The organism is Streptomyces sp. NPDC059247 (assembly GCF_042754005.1).
GTDB lineage: Bacteria > Actinomycetota > Actinomycetes > Streptomycetales > Streptomycetaceae > Streptomyces.
This window is the reverse complement of record NZ_JBHYZW010000013.1, coordinates 91,971-112,796: the sequence shown is the minus strand read 5'-3', so window position 1 is coordinate 112,796 and position 20,826 is coordinate 91,971. Positions and strand designations below refer to the sequence as shown.

The window sequence follows — 20,826 nt, the reverse complement described above, 5'->3', positions numbered from 1 at the left end:
GGGTGAGCGGTGGGGCGGAAGGGGTCGGGCGCGCGGCTCTCGGCCGTGGCCGGCTCAGCCGCTGAGACAGCGGGCGCGGGCGCGCAGGAAGACCTCTTCGGCCAGGGCGCGATCGTCCGGATGGGGGGTCCGGTACGCCCAGGGCAGGGTGGTGTAGAAGGGGCCGAGGGCTTCGAAGACCCGGGCCGCGTCGGTGAAGCGCAGGGCGCCGTAGAGCGCGTGCGCGAGATGGTTCAGGTCCAGCAGCGAGGCGTCTTCGGTCGCGCAGAAGAAGAACCAGGTGTCGAGGGCGCGTTGGGCGTCGCGCACGGCGTCCTCGCCGACCCAGTGCAGGTCGAGGGCGCGTTCATGGCCGCGTTCGCGCCGGTAGCGCTCGACGCGCACATAGAGCGGGAGGGCGTGCAGGGCGGAGCCGACGGGGGCCGAGGAGGCCGCCCAGTGCGAGTAGTTGACGGCCTCGGAGAGCGGTCCGGGGCGCCGGGCGTAGACGAACTGGAGCATCCGGTGGTGCGCCTCGCGGTTGTGCGGGTCGCGCTTCTCCGCCTCGGCGAGCAGTCCCCAGGGCCCCGGCGGCAGCATGGGGGCGGGCGGGGTGGCGCGGTGCTCGGCCATCCGCTGGCGTCCGTCGAGGGCGGCGAGGGCGATCAGCCCGACCCAGGGCACGGGGTCCTCGGGGACCCGCTCGGCGGCCTCCCGGCAGGCGGTCCACGCCTCCTGCCACAGCTCCCTGGTGCGGGGGTGGGCGCCGCGGTGCGCGCGTACGGCCCGTTCGACGGCGACACGGCTGTGCATGACGGTGGCGGCCTGGCTGTCGGGCTGTTCGGTGCGCCAGGCGTGGACGACGTCGGTGCCCGCGGCGACGGCGGCGAGGACCTGGGTCCGCCGGGTCCAGCCGTCCCAGTCGGCCGTCTCGTCGAGGAGCCGGGCCATCGCCACCCACCGCCCGGTGCGCAGGTCCTGGAGGGCGTGGCGCAGGGCGTGGTCGTGGCCCGCCGGGTGGTAGACGGGGCGGAAGCCCTGGGCGGCCATCAGGGGGTGGGGGGTGGTGTCGGTGACATGGTTCCTCGGTGGCTGGTGGGGGTGGTCAGTCCCCCGGCGGGCGTCCCGGCCGTTGATCGGCGATCACTATAGAGGTCTCTGGACGTGACCGGTCCACTTTCCTCCGTGACGGTAACTATTCAGCCAGCGACTGAATTTGACTTACTGTCAGGTAGCCCGGCGGAGGTGACGGGCTCCCGGCCCGGGGCTTGACGAAGCCCGGCCGGAACGACACCCTGACCCTTTTCGGTGATCGGGTGATCACCGAGCGGTCACCAGGACAGGAGCGGCACGATGACGGGCGGCCCGGTACTCGCCGTCGACCAGGGCACCTCGGGCACCAAGGCCCTCGTCCTCTGCCCCAAGCGCGGGGTCATCGGCAGCGGCACGGCGCCCGTGCGGCCCCGCTACCTGCCCGGCGGTCTGGTCGAGGCCGACCCGCGTGAGCTGTACGACTCCGTGGTCGCCGCCGGACGCGCGGCACTCGCCGAGGCGGGCACCCGGGTCGTCGCCGTGGGCCTCGCCAACCAGGGCGAGACCGTCCTCGCCTGGGACCCCGCGACGGGCGAGCCCCTCACCGACGCACTCGTCTGGCAGGACCGCAGAGCCGCCGCGCTCTGCGACGAACTCGCCCTCCATCAAGACGAGTTGAGACACATCACCGGGCTTCCGGTGGACCCCTACTTCGCCGCGCCCAAGATGGCTTGGATCCGCCGCCACGCCACCGGCGCCGGGGTGGTCACCACCAGCGACGCCTGGCTGGTCCACCGGCTCACGGGCGCCTTCGTCACCGACGCGGCCACCGCGGGCCGCACCGGGCTCCTCGACCTGGACACCCTCGCCTGGTCCGGGGCCGCCCTCGACCACTACGGCCTCGGCGGCGAACGCCTCCCCCGGATCGTGGACTGCGACACCCCCGTGGGCACCACCCGCGCCTTCGGCCCACCGCTCCCCCTCACCGGCCTCCTGGTGGACCAGCAGGCCGCGCTCCTGGCCCAGAGCGCCGACGACGCCGCCGCCGCCAAGTGCACGTACGGCACCGGCGCCTTCCTCCTCGCCAGGACCGGGCCCGCGCCCCACCGCACCACCTCGGGCCTCGTCGGCTGCGTCGCCTGGCGGCTCCGCGGCCGGGTCACCCACTGTCTGGACGGACAGGTCTACACGGTCGCCTCCGCCGTCCGCTGGCTCACCGACCTCGGGGTCCTCACCGGCGCCGGGGAGATCGACACCGTCGGCGGCACCGTGGCCGACACCGGTGGGGTCACCTTCGTCCCGGCGCTCGCCGGACTCGCCGCGCCCTGGTGGCGCGGGGACGTGCGCGGCTCTCTCACCGGCCTCGGTCTGGACACCACCCGGGGCCATCTGGTCCGCGCCCTCTGCGAGGGGATCGCCGCGCAGGTCGTGGACCTCACCGCGGCCGTCACGGCGGAACGGGGCGCGCCGCCGACCGCGCTGCGCGCCGACGGCGGGCTCACCCGGTCCGCGCTGCTCATGCAGACCCAGGCCGATCTGCTCCAACTGCCCGTCGAGGTCGCCGCGTCCCCCGACGCGACGGCCCTCGGCGTCGGCGCGGTGGCCCGCCTCGGCCACGACCCGCACCTCACCCTCGACCGGGCCGTGCCGCGGTGGAAGCCCTCGGCGGTGTACGAACCCCGGATCTCCCGCGACGAGGCCGAGACCCGCCTGGCCCGCTTCCGCGCCGAGGTCGCGTCACTGGCCGGACGGACGGGTCCCGGCGGGACGGGCTCCGGCGGGGCCGTCCCTGACGGGGCCGTATCCGGAGGAGTCGCGCCCGGAGGGGGCACGCCCAGTGGAGTCGTGCCCGGTGGGGCCGTTCCCGGTGGGGTCCGGTGAGCGTCACGCGGAAGGGGGCGCCGCCCGGCGGGCACGACGACGTGTACGACGTCGTGATCGTCGGCGCGGGGGTCGTCGGTTCCGCCGTGGCCCGCGCGCTGGCCCGCCACCCGCTGCGGATCGCGCTCGTGGACGCCTCGGACGACGTCGGCGACGGCACGTCGAAGGCCAACACGGCCATCCTGCACACCGGTTTCGACGCCGTCCCCGGGACCCTGGAGGCCCGCCTCGTCCGCGAGGGCCACGGGCTGCTCTCCGCGTACGCCCGGGAGACCGGCATCCCCGTGGAGCCCCTCGGCGCCCTGCTCGTGGCCTGGGACGAGCAGCAGCTCGCCGCCCTCCCCCGCCTCGCCGCGAAGGCCGTGCGCAACGGCCACCGCACCACCCGGCCGCTCTCCGCCGAAGCGCTCAGGTCCCGTGAACCCCACCTGGGACCCGGCGCCCTGGGAGCGCTCGACGTGCCGGGCGAGTCGGTGATCTGCCCGTGGACGACGACCCTCGCGTACGCCACCCAGGCCGTCCGCTCCGGGGTGGACCTGCACCTCGGCTGCCGGGTGGAGGAGGTCCGGCCGGGCGACCCGTACCACCGGCTCGGCACCCGGCGCGGTGTCCTGCGCACCCGCTACCTCGTCAACGCCTGCGGACTCCACGCCGACGCGTTCGACGCGCTGGTCGGACGCGAGGACTTCACCGTCACCCCGCGCCGGGGCCAGCTCCTCGTCTTCGACAAGTTCGCCCGGGACCTCGTACGGCACATCCTGCTGCCCGTCCCCGGTCCGCTCGGCAAGGGCGTCCTGATCACCCCCACGGTGTACGGCAACGTCCTGCTCGGCCCCACCGCCGAGGACCTGACCGACAAGACCGCCACCGGCACCACGGCGGACGGGCTCGCCGGACTCCGCGAGCGGGGCGGGCGCGTCCTGCCCGCCCTGCTCGACGAGGAGGTCACCGCCGTCTACGCCGGACTGCGCGCCGCCACCGGCCAGGAGGACTACCAGATCGCCGCGCACCCGGAGCTGCGGTACGTGACGGTGGGCGGGATCCGCTCCACCGGCCTCACCGCCTCCCTGGCCGTCGCCGAACACGTCCGGGGGCTGCTCGCCGACTGCGGCCTCGACCCGGGCCCCGAACGGCCGCTCGCCGGGATCACGATGCCGAACCTCGGCGAGTCCTTCCCCCGCCCCTACCGGGACGCCCGGCTGATCGCCCGCGACCCCGAGTTCGGCTCGATCGTCTGCCACTGCGAGCGGGTCACCCGGGGCGAGATCCGCGCCGCCCTCGCCTCCACGATCCCCCCGGGCGGTCTCGACGGTCTGCGCCGCAGGACCCGCGCGCGGGGCGGTCGCTGCCAGGGCCACTACTGCGGCGCGGAGGTGCGCGCGCTCTTCGAGGAGCACGCGCACCCTCGGCGGGGCCGGGAGGAACGACGGTGAACGGCGCTCCCGCCGCACTCGCGCGTACGGAGGCACCCGTACGGGGAGGGACTCCGGTGCGCCGGACCCGTGGCGCGCGGACCGTGACGGGCGTACGGGGAGGGACCCGGTGAACCGTACGGTCGACGTCCTGGTCGTGGGCGCGGGACCCGCCGGGCTCGCCGCCGCAGCCCGGCTCGCGGCGGCCGGTGCGGGCGTCGAGGTCCTCGAACGGGAACGGGCCGCGGGCGGTGTCCCCCGGCACTGCGCGCGCCCCGGCTTCGGCGCGGACGCCCGGGGCCGCGCCCTGGACGGCCCCGGATACGCCCGGCGCGCGCTGCGCGCCGCGCTCACCGCCGGGGCGACCGTCCGCACCGGCGTGTCGGCCACCGGCTGGGCCGGTCCCCTCACCCTCGACGTCACCGCCCCCACCGGCCTCGAACAGATCCGGGCCCGCGCCCTGGTCCTCGCCACCGGCGCCCGCGAACGGCCCCGCGGCGCACGGCTCGTCCCGGGCTCACGGCCCGCCGGGGTGCTCACCACCGGAGAGCTCCAGCGCCTGCTCCTGCCCGGCCGGACCCGGCGGGAGCCGGTCGGCCGCCGGGCCCTGGTCGTCGGCGGCGAACCCGTGGCACGTGGCGCGGTGCGGGCCCTGCGCGCGGCCGGGGTCCACGTCGTGGCGGTCGTCAGTGAACGCCCGGCGCGCCCAGACGCCTTCGGACCGGTGCCGGTGCTCACCGACACGGTCGTGACGGAACTGCGCGGGCGCGGGCGGCTCACCGGGGTCGCGGTCCGGGGCGGCGACGGACGCGCCCACCTGCTGCGCTGCGACACGGTGGTCTTCACCGGCGACTGGATCCCCGACCACGAACTGGCCCGCGCCGGTGGGCTGCCGCTCGCCCCCGGCACCCGGGGGCCGGTGACGGACGGCTCCTTCCGCACCGCCGAGCCGGGCGTCTTCGCCATCGGGAACCTGCTGCACGGCGGGGAACCGGCGCAGACGGCTGCCGCCGAGGGCCGGGCGGTCGCGGACGCCGTGCTCGACCGGCTCGCCGGACGGCCCTGGCCCGGCGGCGGAGTGCCGGTCACGACGGCGGGACCGCTGCGCCGGGTGACGCCGGGGCTCCTCGGCGCGGAACCGGTCACCCTCCTCGTACGGCCCGAGCGGCGGCTCGTACGGCCGCTCCTGACCGTCGGCCAGGACGGTTCCCCGCTGCGGCGGGAGCGGCTGCGGGGGACGCTCGACCCCGGGCGTCCGCTGCGGCTGGCACCCGGGTGGACCGAGGGCGTGGACCCTGCGGGCGGCCCGGTGGTGCTCCGCGCGGAGGAGTGAGCCCCCGGGGCGGCGCCACCGCGAGGGCCGGGGCCTTCGGTCACACTGACGACATGCCGGACAAACGCAGCGCGGGCCTCCTCGTCTTCCGCCGTACGACGGACGGGGGCGTCGACGTCCTCATCGGCCACATGGGCGGGCCCCTCTGGGCCTCCCGTGAACAGGCGGCCTGGTCGATCCCCAAGGGGGAGTACGGGCCGGACGAACCGCCGGAGGCGGCGGCGCGCCGCGAGTTCCAGGAGGAACTGGGCCTTCCCGCCCCGGAGGGCCCGTGGCTCGATCTGGGCGAGTCCCGGCAGCGCGGCGGCAAGGTCGTCACGGTCTGGGCCGTCGAGGGCACCCTCGACCCGGCGGCGGTCGTACCGGGCACGTTCACCATGGAGTGGCCGCCCCGGTCCGGGGTCCGCGCGGAGTTCCCCGAGATCGACCGGGTGGCCTGGTACCCGCCGGACAGGGCCGCCCCGCTCCTCGTCGAGGGCCAGCGGGTGTTCCTGGAACGCCTGTCGGCACGGCTCGAAGAACGGGCCTGAGCACGACGCGCCCTGTGCCGGGAGGCGGACCGGGCCCCGAGGCCGGGCCTCTCGGTCTCGTTGTCAGACCCGTGGGCGAGGCTGGTGGGTGCCGAACGGTCGAGAGGGAGCCCCGACATGACGACGATCACCGCCCCGGAACGCGCCGCCGCCCAGGCCTATCTGCGGCTGCTCCAGTCCGCCCGGGCCGTGCTGACCGATCCCCGCCTCGCCCCGTACGCGGGAGAGATGCTCACCCGGCCGATGGCCGAGGTCGACGAGGCGCTCCGCGCGGCGGGTCTGGAGGGGAACGAGGACCGGCTGCTGCGTCTGGTGTCGTCCCTGCGGAGCTTCCCGGTGCTCCCGGCGGACCACGACGGCCCTCCACCGCCCCGGGGATGACGGACCGCCGGAGCCACGTCGGAGCCGACGGCCCGTCATGTCCGCCCGCGACGGGACCGGCCCCGGGGTCACCCCGGGTGACCCCGGCGGGACCGGGCCCGGTGACCGGTCGGCAGGTCGGGTCGCCGGACGGTCCGTCCCGGCCGGTGGTCTCCCGGCCGGGGGGACCACCGGTCCCGGTGTCAGCGGCTCGCGGGTCCGGTGATCCGGTCGATCCAGACGAAGAGGTCTGCGGCCAGCGGCTCCCCGTGGTCGGCGCCGCCGCCCCGGAGGGCGCCGGGCGCAAGGCGGTACAGGGACGAGCGGTCCCGGCCGTGCCGCCGCATGAACAGGCCCGCTCCGCCGCCCTCCTCACCGACCAGCACCCAGTGGGGCGCGTGCGTCCGCACCTCCCAGGCGTCGTTGCGGGCCCGCAGGACGTGCGGCCCGTACAGGGTGCCGCCGTCCGGCAGCCTGAGCCCGGGGGTGGCGCGCCACAGCCGGGCGACGGCCGGGTTCGGGCCCTCCCGCAGTCCGGCAGCGAGCGCCGCCCACATCGTGAGGAACCCGGCGAAGGAGTCGGCGTACGGCTGCTCCTCGCCGGTGACGCGGCTCCGCACGACGACGGGCCACTCCCCGTCGGCGGGCCGGTCGAGGGCGAATCCGTGGCACTCGTGGTCGTCGTCCTCGTGGAACCAGAGCCGGTCGCCGCCGTCCCGGCCCTCGGTGAGCCCCGGTTCGCCGAGGCCGGGCACGGGGTCCACCGTGGCGATCGGGCGGCCCCGCAGCGAACCCTCGCCGTACTCGGCCAGCCACCACCGGTACGAGCGGGGCAGCGGACCGGTGACGGACTCCGCCGCGCGGATCACGGCCTCCGGGCGGCCACGGCCCGGCCGGGTCACCATCCCCGGCGTCATGGCGATCAGGTCCCGCAGCAGCTCTGGGTCAGCCCTCATGACCGGGAGTCTCGCACGGGGGTACGACGGCCCGGCTCCGGTCGCGGCACCCGTGGAGAGCCCCGTGGCCGGGCTCGCGTCGGGCCCCGCCGTCCGGAGGGCGCCTCACGGGCGGGCCCCCGGGGCGAGGCCGCCGCCTTCCGGCCGGGGGGCCCGGGGCAGCGGCCGGACCGGCAGCTCACCGACGCTGTTGCCGACGAAGCCCGCGTGGCGGCGCAGCGTGGACTCCGGCGCGGCGAGGTCGAGTTCCGGGAAACGGGTGAAGAGCGCCCGCAGGGCCACGGTCGCCTCCAGCCGGGCCAGCGGCGCGCCCAGGCAGTAGTGGGGGCCGTGACCGAGCGACAGGTGCTTCGCCGTCGGCGTACGGGTGAGGTCGAAGCGGTCGGCGTCCGGGCCGTGGGCCTTCGGGTCCCGGCCGGCCGCCGAGTATCCGGCCAGCACGGGGGTGCCCCGGGGGATCAGGGTGCCGTCGAGCGTCAGGTCCCGGACGGGATAGCGGAACGGGAAGTAGCTGACCGGGCTGTCCCAGCGCAGGGTCTCCTCCACCACGTCCGCCCAGTCGGCGCGCCCCTCCAGGACCAGGGCCAGCTGGTCCCGGTGGGCGCAGAGCGCCCGGACCGCGTTGGTCACCAGGTTCAGGGTCGTCTCGTGCCCCGCGACGATCATCAGCAGCAGGGTGCCGATCAGTTCGGCCTGCCCGAGGCGGTCGCCGCCCTCGTCGCGGGCGGCGATCAGGGCGCTGGTGAGGTCGTCGCCGGGTGCGGCGGTCTTCTCGGCGGCGACGGCGGTGAGGATTCCGGCGAGTTCCCGGTTCGCGGCGACGGCCCGCGCGGGCTCGGTGTCGGTGGCGACGACCAGGTTGGAGAGGTCGTGCAATCGCTCCTGATGGGCCGGGTCCACGCCGAACAGTTCGCAGATGACGCCGAGCGGCAGCGGCAGCGCGTAGTTCCGGCGCAGGTCGGCGACACCGCCGCCGTTCCGGGCGGCCTCGGCGAGTCCGTCGAGGAGTCCGGCGGTGACCGCCTCGACACGGGGGCGCAGCTCCTCGACCCGGCGGGCGGTGAAGGCGCTGCTGACCAGGGTCCGCAACCGGCGGTGGTCGGCGCCGTCGGCGGTCGTCATCCCCGGGACGGTCGCGAAGGTCCGCAGCGGCCACCCTTCGGGTACGCGTCCCTCGGCGAGGGCGGCGAAGTGCCGCGGGCCCTTGGCGACGTCGGGGTGGGCGAGGAACTCGCGGAGGGCGTCATGGCCGAGGACCGCCATGCCCTCGATCCCGCCGGGCAGGACGACCGGGACGACGGCCCCTCCGGCGAGCAGCCGGGCGTTGTCGGCGTGCGGACAGCCGCCCGCGGGGTCCAGACGGTGCGGGGTGCGGCCGGATGCGGAGCGGTGCGGTGTCGTGTTCACGGAGAGGACTCCTGACTACGGGGAGCGGTCCGGTACGGCGGTGCGGTGGAACGGTCGTGCGGGGCGGCAGACTCACGAGGGCCGGTGGGACGGGGCCTTGTGCGGCGGGGCGTCGCGGGACGGGTCGTCGGCGGGCGGGCCAGGTGGAGCGGGCCCGGTGGGGCAGGCGGGGTGAAACAGGCGCAGTCGAGCGCCCGTGGTGGAGTGCGCGCGGAGGAAGGGGCGCGGTGCTGTCCGGGCGGTCCGATCCTACGGTCGGCTCCCCTCCGCGCGTACCAGTTCGTCCTCCGTCGCTCTTCCCTCCGTACGGCCGCCGGGTCCGCCCCGGCCCAGGAGTTCGGCCAGACCCCGGCGGGTGGCGGCGACCACGACCCGGTCCCCCGGCCGCAGGATCCGGTCGGGTTCCAGGCGCCACGTCCGGTTCCCGTCCCGGCGCCGGTCCGCCGCCGGGGCCCCGGGGCTCCCGTCGAGGGCGAGGATCCGCCAGGCGCCCGGCCGGAAGGCCTCCGCCACGGTCAGGCCGTCGAGCAGCGGATGGTCCGCGACGTCCACGGCGGCGAAGAGCAGCACCCGGCGCTCCACGGGGACCGCGCCGAGCACCTCCCGTCCCTGCATGGCCGCCGCGAAGGCGGGCGCGGAGAGGTGGGAGACGCTGCGGCTCCGCGTCAGGGCGGCGGGGTGCGCGGTCCGCAGGGTGCGGAAGACGGCGGTCGCGAAGTCGTCGTCGAACAGGCGCAGGACGACCCGGAGGTCGGGCGTGACGGCGCGGGCGGAGAGCGCCGCCTCCAGGTTGGTGATGTCGACGCTGGTGAGGGCGAGGAGGGCGTGCGCCCGGTGGATGCGGGCGGCCTCCAGGACTCCTTCCTCCGTGACGTCTCCGACGACGGTGGGGACGCGGAGCCTGCGGGCGACCGCGATGCCCCGGGCCTCGGGGTCGGACTCGACGCACACCACGGGGATGCCGAGCCCCCGCAGCCGGGCGAGGACCCGGGTGCCGACCTTGCCCAGGCCGAGGAGGACGACATGGCCGGAGAGCCCCCGGGGCGGGCGGCGCAGGGTGGTGGCGGAGCGGAAGGTGCCGAGCCCTTCGAGCAGGGCGGCGACGATCACCGGCAGCAGGAGCAGCCCGACGAACCCGGCGAGGATCTGCAGGACCTGACGGCTGGTCGACTCGCCGACCGCCGGATCGCCGATGGCGAAGATGTCGAGGAGCGTCAGATAGGCCGCGTGCAGCGGGTGGTCGCCGGTGGTGAAGGTGGAGGCGAGGGCCAGCGCGAGGACGGCGGCGGCGGCTCCGGCCAGGGACCAGCGCAGCCTGCGGGAGAAGAGGGAGGCGACGGGCAGCGCGGACGCGGCGAGCCGGGCGGCGGGCGCGGCGGGGCCCGCCGCGGTGACCGCTTCGAGGGTGACGGCGGCGCGACCGGTGGCGGCGGCGACCGTACGGTCGTCGGGGAGCAGGCGCGGGCCGTCCTCGCCGCTGCGCTCGGAGCCCTCGCAGCCCGCCGGGTCCCGGGCCGTCGCGGAGAGCAGCGCGAGGGTGCAGCGGCCCGGGTCGGGGGTCTGTCCGGCGGCGGGCGGCCGTTCGACGGCGTGCAGCAGCAGTCCGCCCGCCTGCACGACCTTGCTGGTGCCCGCGACGGCGGCGGCTGCGAGGCCGGGCGCGGCGGTGTCCGCGTCGGAGAGGACGGTGGTGGCGGCGTCGAACTTCTCCGGGTCGAGGCCCGGTTCAGCGACGGCGGCGGCCTGGTCGAGGAGGGTCTCGAAGTGCTGTCCGAGCTTGCGGTTGTAGAGCCGGATGACCAGGCGCAGCCGGGGGTTGAGGCGGCGGGCGGCGAGCGCGGCCCGGATGTTGGTCTCGTCGTCCTCGTGGACGAGGGCGAGCGCGGCGGCGCGCTCGACACCGGCTTCGGTGAGGGCCCGGTCGTCGGCCTCGGCCGCCGCCACGACCCGTAGGGCGCCGGTGGTCTCGCCGTCGTCGCCGGGGGCGGGGTCCGGGACGGTGGCGGGCGCCGTGGTGCGGGTGACGGCGGCGGTGACCCGTCCGAAGAGGGCCAGCGCACGGCCCGGCCGCGCGGTGGGCGTCCGGGGCGCGTCGGCCCCGGCGGGGACGAGGAGGGTGACCCGCTCCCCGTACACCTCGTGCAGCTCACCCGCCAGTCGGTGGGCGAGGGCGTCCCCGCCGCAGACGATCATGTGCCCGTCGGGGTCGGTACGGGGCTGCCGCTCGGGCCGGGACGCGGGCGCGCCGAAGGGGCCGCCGGACAGGCCGGAGGTCCGGGCGGGTCCCGGGACCGTCCGGTGGGCCGGAGCGGCTGCTGGCGCCGGGACGCTCCCGGCCGGAACGGTGTTGCTCTGGTTCGGGTATGAGGGCACGTCACCAGGATGCCCTGCGGCACCGACAGCGGTCCTGAGGGGGCGGGAGCGGCCGTTCCCGCCGGGTGGGGAGGAGGGCGTGAAGGAGGGTGTGGAGGGGGGTGTGGAGGGGGGTGTGGAGGGGGCTGTACGGGCGGCTCGGGAGGAGCGCGTACGGGGCCCCGCCCCGGAATGGCCGTACGAGCGCCGGACGGCTCGCCCGGGGGCGGGCGTACGAGCCGGACGGAAGCTCGCTCGGGACGGGCGTACGGAGCCCGCACGAACGGGTCGGGGCGGGTCGGGGCCCGGGGGGCCGGGGCGGGTCTCGGGGTGGCCCCGGGGGGGCGAGACCGGGGCAGATCCGAGGCGGGTCCGCACGAATCCGGGGCGGGTCCGGGGCATGGCTCCGGAGGCAGATCCGGTACGGCTCCGAGGCGGGTCCGCACCGGACCCGGGCGGGTGCGGAGGCCCTGGCGGGCGGTGTCGCAGGGGCGGCCGGGCGGTGTGCCCCACCCGTACGGCACGTGCGCTACGCCGGTCGGCGCACTCCGATCTGCGCGGGCGCCGCCCGGTTCCTAGGGTGGCTGAATGATCGTCACGTCAGCTGTCCGTCACGCTGCCGCCGGTACCACGGCGCTGCTGCTGGTGCTGCCCGTTCCGGCGGCCTCGGCCTCCTCCGTCACCTCCGCCCCGGCGCTCGGGGTGGGCGCCGCCCTCGCGGAACCGACGCCGCCCGCGCGACAGTACGTCGACCCGGCGCTGCTCGACCGGACGGGCACCCAGGTGCGGGTCCTGCCGGGGGCGCCCGCCGCGCCGTCGGTCTCCGCCCTGTCGTGGGTGGTGGCGGACGCCTCCACGGGCGAGGTGCTCGCCGCCCGGGACGCGCACCGGAAGCTTCCGCCCGCCAGCACCCTGAAGACGCTGTTCGCGCTCACCGCGCTCCCCCGCCACGAGCCGTCCGAGCAGCACACCGTGGCCGATTCCGAGCTGACCGGGATCGGGGACGGCAGCAGCCTGGTCGGGGTGAAGGAGGGGTACACGTACCGGGTCTCCGACCTGTGGAACGGTGTCTTCCTCAGCTCGGGGAACGACGCCGTGCACGTGCTGGCCGCGATGAACGGCGGCTGGGACTCGATGACCCGGCAGATGCAGGAGAAGGCCAGGTCCCTGGGCGCCCGGGACACGCACGTGGTGTCCCCCGACGGCTACGACGCGCCGGGGCAGGTCTCGTCCGCGTACGATCTGGCGCTGTTCGGCAGGGCGGGGCTGCAGGACCCGGAGTTCACCCGGTACTGCTCGACCCGTTACGCGGACTTCCCCGCGGGCGCCTGGTCGTTCGGCATCGCGAACACCAACCGGCTGCTGACCGGCGCGGACGGCGTCGCGCACTATCCGGGGCTCATCGGGATCAAGAACGGTTACACGAGTGGCGCGGGCAACACGCTGGTCTCCGCCGCCCGGCGGGGCGACCGGACCCTGGTCGTCTCGGTGATGAACCCGCAGTCCGGGGGCGGCTTCGCGGTGTACGAGGAAGCCCGCGAGCTGCTCGACTGGGGCTTCCGGGCGGCGGGCCGGGTCCGGCCGGTGGGGTCGCTGCTGCCGGAGAGGGCGAAGGCGCCGGAGACCGGCGGCACGCGCGCGGTGTCGGTGGCCCACGGCGGCAACCCGGTCGGCACGGACGACGCCGAGGCGCGCGCCGGGGCGGCGCCGGGCAGGGAGACGGGCCACGGCGCGGCCCCCTCGGGCATCTCGGCGGGTCTGCCGCTGGCGCTCGTGGGTTCGGCCTGCGCGGCGGCCCTGGCGCTCTGGGGCCGCCGCCGGAGGGCCGCGCGCCGCACGGACTGACCGGGCGTGGGCCCCTTCGGTGCCGGGCACCGGCCGACAGGGTGAGCGCGGGCGGGACTCTCCCGCGCGCGGGGAGCCAGCGCGGGGAGCCAGCGCGGGGAGCCAGCGCGGGGAGCCAGCGCGGGGAGCCCGCACGGGGAGCCCGCACGGCGAGCCAGCGCGGCGAGAGCCCGCGCGGGGACAGCGGCCACGCTTCCCGATCGGTCCTCCACCCGCCCGCCCGGGAAGCCCGGGTCGGCGGGCCCCCGGGCGCGGGCTCCACGCGCACGCGTGGAACGGCGGCGTCGAAGGTCATGTCAGCTCCGGTGTCGTGGGTTCCACGCGCGCGCGTGGAACCCCGGACCGTCCCTCCGCCGGGCGCCTCGGGCGGGAGCCGTCAGGTGTCACGCCCCCACGTAGGCCGCCAGGTGCTCGCCGGTCAGGGTCGAGCGGGCCGCCACCAGTTCCGCGGGGGTGCCCTCGAAGACGACCGTGCCGCCGTCGTGGCCCGCGCCGGGGCCGAGGTCCACGATCCAGTCCGCGTGGGCCATGACCGCCTGGTGGTGCTCGACCACGATGACCGACTTCCCGGAGTCCACGAGCCGGTCCAGCAGTCCGAGGAGCTGCTCGACGTCGGCGAGGTGGAGTCCGGTGGTCGGCTCGTCCAGGACGTAGACGCCGCCCTTCTCGCCCATGTGCGTGGCCAGCTTCAGGCGCTGGCGCTCGCCGCCGGAGAGCGTGGTGAGGGGCTGGCCGAGACTGACGTACCCCAGACCGACGTCGGCGAGCCGGGCCAGAACGCGCTGCGCCGCCGGAGTCTTCGCCTCGCCGGAGCCGAAGAACTCCTCGGCTTCGGTCACGGACATCGCGAGGACCTCGCTGATGTCCCGGCCACCGAGCAGGTATTCGAGGACCGCGGGCTGGAACCGCTTGCCCTCGCAGTCCTCGCAGGTGGAGGAGACCCCGGCCATCATGCCGAGGTCCGTGTAGATGACGCCCGCGCCGTTGCAGGTGGGGCAGGCGCCCTCGGAGTTGGCGCTGAACAGCGCGGGCTTCACGCCGTTGGCCTTGGCGAACGCCTTGCGGATCGGGTCGAGGAGACCGGTGTACGTCGCCGGGTTGCTGCGGCGCGAGCCCCGGATCGGGCTCTGGTCGATCGAGACGACGTCCTCGCCCGCCGGGATCGAGCCGTGGACGAGGGAGCTCTTGCCGGAGCCCGCGACGCCCGTGACGACGGTGAGGACCCCGAGCGGGATGTCGACGTCCACGTCCCGCAGGTTGTGGGCGCGGGCGCCCCGGATCTCCAGGGCTCCGCTCGGCCGCCGGACCTCGCTCTTGACGGACGCCCGGTCGTCGAGGTGGCGCCCGGTGACGGTGTCCGCGCCGCGCAGCCCTTCGACGGTGCCCTCGAAGCAGACCGTGCCGCCCTCCGTACCGGCGCCGGGGCCCAGGTCGACGACGTGGTCGGCGATGGCGATGGTCTCCGGCTTATGCTCCACGACGAGGACCGTGTTGCCCTTGTCGCGCAACTGGAGCAGGAGGTCGTTCATCCGCTGGATGTCGTGCGGGTGCAGGCCGACGGTGGGCTCGTCGAAGACGTACGTGACGTCGGTGAGCGAGGAGCCGAGGTGCCGGATCATCTTGACGCGCTGTGCCTCGCCGCCGGACAGGGTGCCCGCGGGCCGGTCGAGGGAGAGGTAGCCGAGGCCGATCTCGACGAAGGAGTCCAGGGTCAGCTGGAGCGCGGTGAGCAGGGGCGCGACGGACGGTTCGGCGAGGGCGCGGACCCAGGCGGCGAGGTCGCTGATCTGCATCGCGCAGGCGTCGGCAATGCTGATCTTCCGGATCTTCGACGCCCTGGCTCCCTCGGAGAGGCGGGTGCCGTCGCACTCGGGGCAGGTGGTGAAGGTGACGGCCCGGTCCACGAAGGCCCGGATGTGCGGCTGCATCCCCTCCTTGTCCTTGGCGAGGAAGGACTTCTGGATGCGGGGGACGAGTCCCTCGTACGTCATGTTGATGCCCGCGATCTTCATCCGGGCGGGCTCGTGGTGGAGGAAGTCCTGGAGTTCCTTCTTGGTGTAGCGGCGGATCGGCTTGTCGGCGTCGACGAGACCGGACTCGGCGTAGAGGCGGTAGTTCCAGCCACCGGGGGTGAAGCCGGGGATGGTGAGCGCGCCCTCGTTCAGCGACTTGGAGTCGTCGTAGAGCTGGGTGAGGTCGATGTCGGAGACGGTGCCCCGGCCCTCGCAGCGGGGGCACATGCCGCCGGTGCGCTGGAAGGTCGCCCTGACGGCCTTCTTGTCGCCGCGCTCGACGGTGATCGCGCCGCTGCCCTTCACCGAGGGGACGTTGAACGCGTACGCGCTGGGCGGGCCGATGTGCGGCTTGCCGAGGCGGCTGAAGAGGATGCGGAGCATCGCGTTGACGTCGGTGGCGGTGCCGACGGTGGAGCGGGGGTCGGCGCCCATCCGCTGCTGGTCCACGATGATCGCGGTGGTGAGCCCGTCGAGGACGTCCACCTCGGGGCGGGCCAGGGTGGGCATGAATCCCTGGACGAAGGAGCTGTACGTCTCGTTGATGAGCCGCTGCGACTCGGCGGCGATCGTGTCGAAGACGAGGGAGCTCTTGCCCGAACCGGAGACCCCGGTGAACACCGTGAGACGGCGCTTCGGGATCTCGATGCTGACGTCCTTGAGGTTGTTCTCACGTGCTCCGTGCACGCGGATCAGATCGTGCCGGTCGGCCGGGTGCGGCGTCCGCTCGTCCGCTCTCGGGGCCTTGCTCATCGTCTCTCCAGCTGTCGCACGGGTCCGGGACACGGACCGGCGCGTCCTGCCGTGTCCGACGGCGGACGTATCGCGAGGTCCATGGCTGCCACGCTAGTCGCGGCCGGAGCTCGACGCTTCTCACATCCTGACCGAAGTCGGACGCCCGCCGCCGGACGGCCCGGAACACCGTTCCCGTACGGCTCCGGGGGCGTACTCGTGAGGCTCGGCGCCTTTCCCCGTACGGGGGCCCCCGGGGGCGTCGGCTCAGGCTCCGGGGAGGCCTTCGAGGGGCCGCCGGGGGGTGGGGCGGTTTTCGGCCAGGTGGCGTTCGGCGGCGCGGACGGCCGCGGGGGCGGTCCGCTCTCCCATGAGGACGCACAGGGTGTAGGCCGTGTCCTCGAAGCGGCTGCGGGCCGACAGGTCGAGCGGCCTGGCCAGGACGGTCCGCTCCTGGGCGCGGTAGTGCCGGAGCAGCCGGTCGACCGTCTTCGTGTCGGGCAGCAGCATGGGGCCCTCCTGTCTCGTGGCTCGTTCCATACTCCCGGCCGTCCGCCACGCACGCGACCGGCACGGACACACTGCGTGACGACCCGGGGTCCGGCATCCTCCCGGGGCGCGGTTCCGGCCCGTGCGGCGGAGTACGTCGCCGGGGCGGAGGCGGTGGCGCGTCCGGCGCGCCGCCGTACGAGCCGGCGGACCAGTGCCGCCGGGCGCGGCACGGGGCTTCGAGGCCTGACGGCGTCATGGGTACCGGCTCCGGTACGGACCTCTTCGGGGCCCCACGCCGAAGGGCGGCGCCCCGGTGTCCGGAGAAAATGGGGTCGCCCCGTCCGCGAGCCGGATGGCAGGGTGCGGCACATGGCACCCCAACATCAGATCCGTGCCGACTACGACGCCCGCACGATCGTGGTCTACCAGGCGTACGCACCCGCCATCGCCGACCCGGCACTGTCGGCGGGCCGCTTCGTCGCGCCCTTCTCCTTCCAGCGGATGACGTGGATCAAGCCGTCGTTCGCCTGGCTCATGCACCGCAGCAACTGGGGCCGCAAGTCCGGCCAGGAACGCGTTCTCGCGGTGCGGATCACCCGGGAGGGGTGGGAGGAAGCCCTGTCCCAGGCCGTGCTGACGACCGCCGACCCGGCGGCCGTGGCCCAGGCTGCCGTGCACGTGCAGTGGGATCCCGAGCGCTCGCCGCGCGGGGCGGCGCTGAACCACTACAGCATCCAGGTCGGCATCGGCCGCCATCTGATCCGCGCCTTCACCGACGAGTGGATCGTCAGCCTCACCGACCTCACTCCTCAGGTCCGCAAGGCCGCGTCGCTCCTGCAGACCGGGCACGCGGCCAAAGCCCAGCGGCTGCTTCCCCCGGAACGGGCCTACCCGCTGCCCCGCGCGCTGGAGGACGCCCTCTCCCCCGGCCGATGACGACCGACCGGCCGGAGCCCCGCGCGACCTGCGGGACCTGCGGGACCTGCGGGACGGTGAGCGTACGAGGGCCGGGGCGCCGTCGTCCTCCGTGGGCGTCCGGCACGGCCTGAAGCGCCGACGGCCCCGGTGACGGTGCCCCCCACGGCGAGGGGCGGGCGGGCCCACCGCGATGCCCCCGGCCGTGTCCCGGCCGTGGAGCCGTCACCCCCGTGCCGACGCGGGCCCCGCCGGAGGGACCGCGTCCGGTCCCGGGGGCGGCCCGGCCTCCCCGCGAGGTCTCCGAGAGCAGTGTTATCAGACCTCTTGTCAGCGAGTTCGCTCCTCCCTACCTTGGTGCAGCGAGTCACGGCCCAGCGGGTCCACCGGCCCGTGTCGGCCCCTTTTCCCGCTCCTCAGCGCACGATCGACCATGGAGGCGTCACATGCCCGTAGCCGTGCCGGATCTTCTGGAAGCCGAAGGATTCCGCGACGCGGGTCCGCTGGAGATCGACGACGACACGATCGTGTTCGAGGACGACGACCGCGCCGACCGCGAGCACACCGCGTGTCTCTCCGACCCCTGGGTGACCGCCACCACCCGCTTCTCCTGTGACCTGAACGCGTAGGGGTGGCCGTCTCCATCGCCGGCCGCAGCGGTTGGTCCGACGACACCTGGTCGTACCTGAACGATCCGCGGATGCCGGCGATGGAACACGGCTGGAAACTGCACGTCTCGACCCGCCCCGGGGACCTCGACGCCGTGACCCGGCTCGTCCTGCCGGTGCTGTCCCGGCACGTCTGCCACGCGAAGTTCGCCCGCGACCCGGAGACCTTGCGCCGCCTCAACTCCGGGGTGGTGAGCGCCGGGGCCGTCGGCAAGGCGGTCACCGTCTATCCCCTGGCCGGGACCGTGGTCGAGGTCGCCCGGGAACTCGCCGCCGCGCTGCGCGACCGGGAGGGCCCCCGGGTCGTCAGCGACCGGCGGGCCGACCCGAGGGCCCCGGTCTACTACCGTTACGGCCCCTTCACCGGGGACTACCGCACCGGCCGGAGCGGTCGGCTCGAATCCGTCATGACCGGGCCGGGCGGCCTGGTCTTCGACGGTCTGGCCGTCGGCCGCTACCGCTGCCCGCCCTGGGCCGAGGACCCCTTCGCCGACGGCTCGGCACCCGGTGACGAACCGTCCGCGCCGGGCTTCGGCGGCGGACGCTACCAGGTCACCGCAGGCATCGCGCGCGCCGCCCGGGGCAACGTCTACCGCGCGCTCGACCGCACGCTCGGGCAGCCGGTGGTCGTCAAACAGGCGAGGGCCTACGTGGGCGAGGACGAAGCCGGTACGGACGCCCGCCACCGGCTGCGCAACGAGCGCACGGTCCTCACCGCGCTCGACGGCGTCACGGGCGTGCCCCGCGCACTGGACTACTTCGCCCACCGGTCGGACGAGTACCTGGTGACGAGCGCCTGCGGCGACCGGGACCTGCGCAAGGACGTCCTGCGCGACGGCCCCTACCGGGACGACGCCGACGCCCCGGCGCGCGCCCTGTCCGTCCTCGCCGCCCGGCTGCTGCGCGTCCTGGACGCGATCCACCACCGGAACGTGGTCGTCCGCGACCTCAAGCCCGACAACGTCGTGCTCGACGGCTCCGGACCCGCCCACTGCCATGTGATCGACTTCGGGATCAGCGAGTGGAACGGCGCGGGACCGGGAGGGGCGACCCCCGGATACGGCGAGCCGGTCCTGTCCGCGACCGGACCGGCCGTCCCCGCCGACGACCACTACGCCCTCGGCGCGACCCTGTTCTTCGCCGCCACGGGCATGGACCCGGTGATCGTCGACACCGACCGCCGGGTCAACCGGGACCGGACCCTGGCCTGTCTGGCGTGGGCACTGCCCGGCCGCGCCCACCGGGGGGTCCGGTCGTCGATCACCGGTCTGCTGAGCTTCGACCGGGCCGTGAGGACCGCCGCCGCCGACCGGCTGCGCACCGGCACGGCGGGACCGGTGCGGCGGCCCGCGCGTCCCAGGGTCGACGGCGACCTGCTGGACGGGATCATCGAGCACACGACCGCGTTCTGTGTCGCCGAGGCGCGGGCGATCGTGGACCCGGAACGGGCCGCGCGGCGGAACGTCCCCACCTCGATCGACGTCTACGGGGGCAGTTCGGGGCTCGGCCTCGAACTCCTCCACCACGCGCACCGGCCGCAGGTGCGGTCGGCCGTCACCTCCTTGGCCCACTGGACGGCGCGACAGTCCAGGAACCTGCCGCCCGCCTTCTACACGGGGCGCACCGGCGTCGAACTCTTCCTCACGGAGGCGGGCACGGCGGCGAGCGGGACTGCGGACGCGGGCATGGGCGCGGGCACGGGCACGACTGCGGGCGCGGGCCCGGAGGCGGGCGCGGGCCCGGAGGCGGACGCGGGCCCGGAGGCGGACGCACGGTCCGGGTACCCCGTGCTGCCGGACCGCGCCCCGGACGGCGGGCCTCCGGAGGCCGACCTGATCGCGGGCGCCGCCGGAATCGGTATGGGCAGGCTGCTGCTCACCCGGCACGCCCTCCGGTCCGGTCACCGGCTCGCCGCGGACCGGCACCTCGCCGTCGCCGCCGACTGCGAGCGGATGCTGGCGTCGGGCACCGCCCGGCTGACCCCGGCCGGTGCGGGGAGGTCCGGCGACGCGGCGCTCCGCGAGGGCATCGCGCACGGTGACGCGGGCGTCGTCTGCTTCCTGCTCGCGTACGGCGGCGCGACCGGGGACCCGGACGCGCTCAGCCGTTCCGAGAGGGCCGCCGCGCGTCTGGCCGCCGTGACGCCGGACATCATCGCGGCGGCCACCCGGCCGGGGGCGACCCGCCGTTACGGTTCCTGGTGCCGGGGCCTGGCCGGGATCGGGACCGTACTCGTGCGGGCCGCCGAACGTCTCGACGAGCCGGGGTACCTCGACCTGGCGCGGCGGGCCGCGCGGACCTGCGCCGAGCTGGCACCCCGGATGCCGCTGGTCTCGCAGTGCTGCGGGCTGGCGGGGGTGGGCGATCTGATGGTGGACGTCGCGGAGGCGTCCGGGTCCGAGGAGTTCCGGGACGCGGCCGAGACCGTCGCCCTGCTCATCCTGAGCCGCAGCGGCGGCACCTGGTCCCGGCCCGTGTTCCCGGACACCGGCCTCACCGGGCCGAGTGCCACCTGGGCCGGGGGCTCGGCGGGCGTGCTGGCCTTCTTCAGACGACTGCGCGACCCGGGCGGCCCACGGCTCGGCCTCCTCGCCTGACCGCCGCCCCGGCGTCGGGCCCCCGGTGGCCCCGGGCCTGGTCCGACAGAGGTCTCCGGGGCGCTCCTCACCCCTGTTCGGGGACGGCCGTACCCGACCGGCGGGCCTTCCCGGTCGGAGCTTCGGGAAACAGGTCACGGGGCTCAGCGGCGTCTCCGGCCGCCCTCTGGGGCCCCATCGACGCGAGGGACGGAAGGGGCGGACCCGGCATCCCGGGGAGTGGCTTGTTCCGGAGTGACGCGTGCTCGCCGCACTGTGCTGAGGTGGCTGCCGTACGGGAATCGACTCGTGCGGCACGGACCGACCACCGAGCAGCAAGGAGA

General features: G+C 75.5%; 15 protein-coding genes. 9 read left to right on the top strand and 6 right to left on the bottom strand.

Features of this window, described 5'->3' with window-relative positions:
- Positions 1-54 precede the first annotated feature (54 nt).
- Entirely contained in the window at positions 55-1,029 is a 975-nt protein-coding gene (locus ACFXGN_RS22825; RefSeq protein ID WP_384862145.1) for a hypothetical protein, read from the bottom strand.
- 303 nt (positions 1,030-1,332) lie between these two features.
- Here ACFXGN_RS22825 and ACFXGN_RS22820 point away from each other — a divergent pair, with 303 nt between their 5' ends.
- From ACFXGN_RS22820 to ACFXGN_RS22800, 5 genes are all read left to right on the top strand, one after another.
- Positions 1,333-2,892: an FGGY family carbohydrate kinase gene (locus tag ACFXGN_RS22820; RefSeq protein ID WP_384862142.1), complete on the top strand. Its 1,560-nt coding sequence runs from the start codon at positions 1,333-1,335 to the stop codon at positions 2,890-2,892.
- Entirely contained in the window at positions 2,889-4,325 is a 1,437-nt protein-coding gene (locus ACFXGN_RS22815) for an FAD-dependent oxidoreductase (protein WP_384862139.1), read from the top strand. Before ACFXGN_RS22820 ends, ACFXGN_RS22815 begins: the two co-directional genes overlap by 4 nt.
- A 109-nt stretch (positions 4,326-4,434) precedes the next feature.
- Positions 4,435-5,637, top strand: a complete 1,203-nt coding sequence (locus ACFXGN_RS22810; protein ID WP_384862137.1) for an FAD-dependent oxidoreductase — start codon at positions 4,435-4,437, stop codon at positions 5,635-5,637.
- Positions 5,638-5,690: 53 nt separating this feature from the next.
- A complete protein-coding gene (locus ACFXGN_RS22805) occupies positions 5,691-6,167 on the top strand; it encodes an NUDIX domain-containing protein (protein WP_384862134.1) in 477 nt (158 codons plus the stop codon).
- Between the two features lie 117 nt (positions 6,168-6,284).
- Positions 6,285-6,548 (top strand): hypothetical protein, encoded by a 264-nt coding sequence (locus ACFXGN_RS22800; RefSeq protein WP_384862131.1) that lies wholly within the window; start codon positions 6,285-6,287, stop codon positions 6,546-6,548.
- A 182-nt stretch (positions 6,549-6,730) separates the two neighbouring features.
- Here the strand turns inward: ACFXGN_RS22800 and ACFXGN_RS22795 are convergent, their stop codons facing one another.
- From ACFXGN_RS22795 to ACFXGN_RS22785, 3 genes are all read right to left on the bottom strand, one after another.
- A complete protein-coding gene (locus ACFXGN_RS22795; RefSeq protein ID WP_384862128.1) occupies positions 6,731-7,483 on the bottom strand; it encodes an SMI1/KNR4 family protein in 753 nt (250 codons plus the stop codon).
- A 105-nt stretch (positions 7,484-7,588) separates the two neighbouring features.
- Positions 7,589-8,890 (bottom strand): cytochrome P450, encoded by a 1,302-nt coding sequence (locus ACFXGN_RS22790; RefSeq protein WP_384862125.1) that lies wholly within the window; start codon positions 8,888-8,890, stop codon positions 7,589-7,591.
- A gap of 249 nt (positions 8,891-9,139) precedes the next feature.
- Complete coding sequence (locus ACFXGN_RS22785; protein WP_384862339.1) at positions 9,140-11,083, bottom strand: NAD-binding protein; 1,944 nt, start codon at positions 11,081-11,083, stop codon at positions 9,140-9,142.
- A 747-nt stretch (positions 11,084-11,830) separates the two neighbouring features.
- Between ACFXGN_RS22785 and ACFXGN_RS22780 the strand changes: the two genes are divergently transcribed.
- Positions 11,831-13,087, top strand: coding sequence for a D-alanyl-D-alanine carboxypeptidase family protein (locus ACFXGN_RS22780; RefSeq protein ID WP_384862123.1), 1,257 nt, complete (start codon positions 11,831-11,833; stop codon positions 13,085-13,087).
- A gap of 383 nt (positions 13,088-13,470) precedes the next feature.
- Here ACFXGN_RS22780 and ACFXGN_RS22775 read toward each other — a convergent pair whose 3' ends face one another.
- Together ACFXGN_RS22775 and ACFXGN_RS22770 are read right to left on the bottom strand one after the other, a co-directional pair.
- Positions 13,471-15,852, bottom strand: a complete 2,382-nt coding sequence (locus ACFXGN_RS22775; RefSeq protein ID WP_384862120.1) for an ATP-binding cassette domain-containing protein — start codon at positions 15,850-15,852, stop codon at positions 13,471-13,473.
- A gap of 246 nt (positions 15,853-16,098) precedes the next feature.
- On the bottom strand, positions 16,099-16,341 hold the full coding sequence (locus ACFXGN_RS22770) for a DUF5133 domain-containing protein (protein ID WP_384862117.1): 243 nt from the start codon (positions 16,339-16,341) through the stop codon (positions 16,099-16,101).
- 351 nt (positions 16,342-16,692) lie between these two features.
- Between ACFXGN_RS22770 and ACFXGN_RS22765 the strand changes: the two genes are divergently transcribed.
- The 3 genes from ACFXGN_RS22765 (at position 16,693) to lanL (ending at position 20,503) form a co-directional block, all read left to right on the top strand.
- The gene (locus tag ACFXGN_RS22765) at positions 16,693-17,259 is read left to right on the top strand and encodes a DUF4291 domain-containing protein (RefSeq protein ID WP_384862114.1); all 567 of its coding nucleotides are present in this window, start codon (positions 16,693-16,695) and stop codon (positions 17,257-17,259) included.
- Positions 17,260-17,684: 425 nt separating this feature from the next.
- Positions 17,685-17,867 carry an SflA family class IV lanthipeptide gene (locus ACFXGN_RS22760; protein WP_384862111.1) on the top strand — a complete coding sequence of 61 codons (183 nt, stop codon included), beginning with the start codon at positions 17,685-17,687 and terminating at the stop codon, positions 17,865-17,867.
- A 2-nt stretch (positions 17,868-17,869) separates the two neighbouring features.
- Complete coding sequence (gene lanL / locus ACFXGN_RS22755; RefSeq protein ID WP_384862109.1) at positions 17,870-20,503, top strand: class IV lanthionine synthetase LanL; 2,634 nt, start codon at positions 17,870-17,872, stop codon at positions 20,501-20,503.
- Positions 20,504-20,826: the final 323 nt, after the last annotated feature.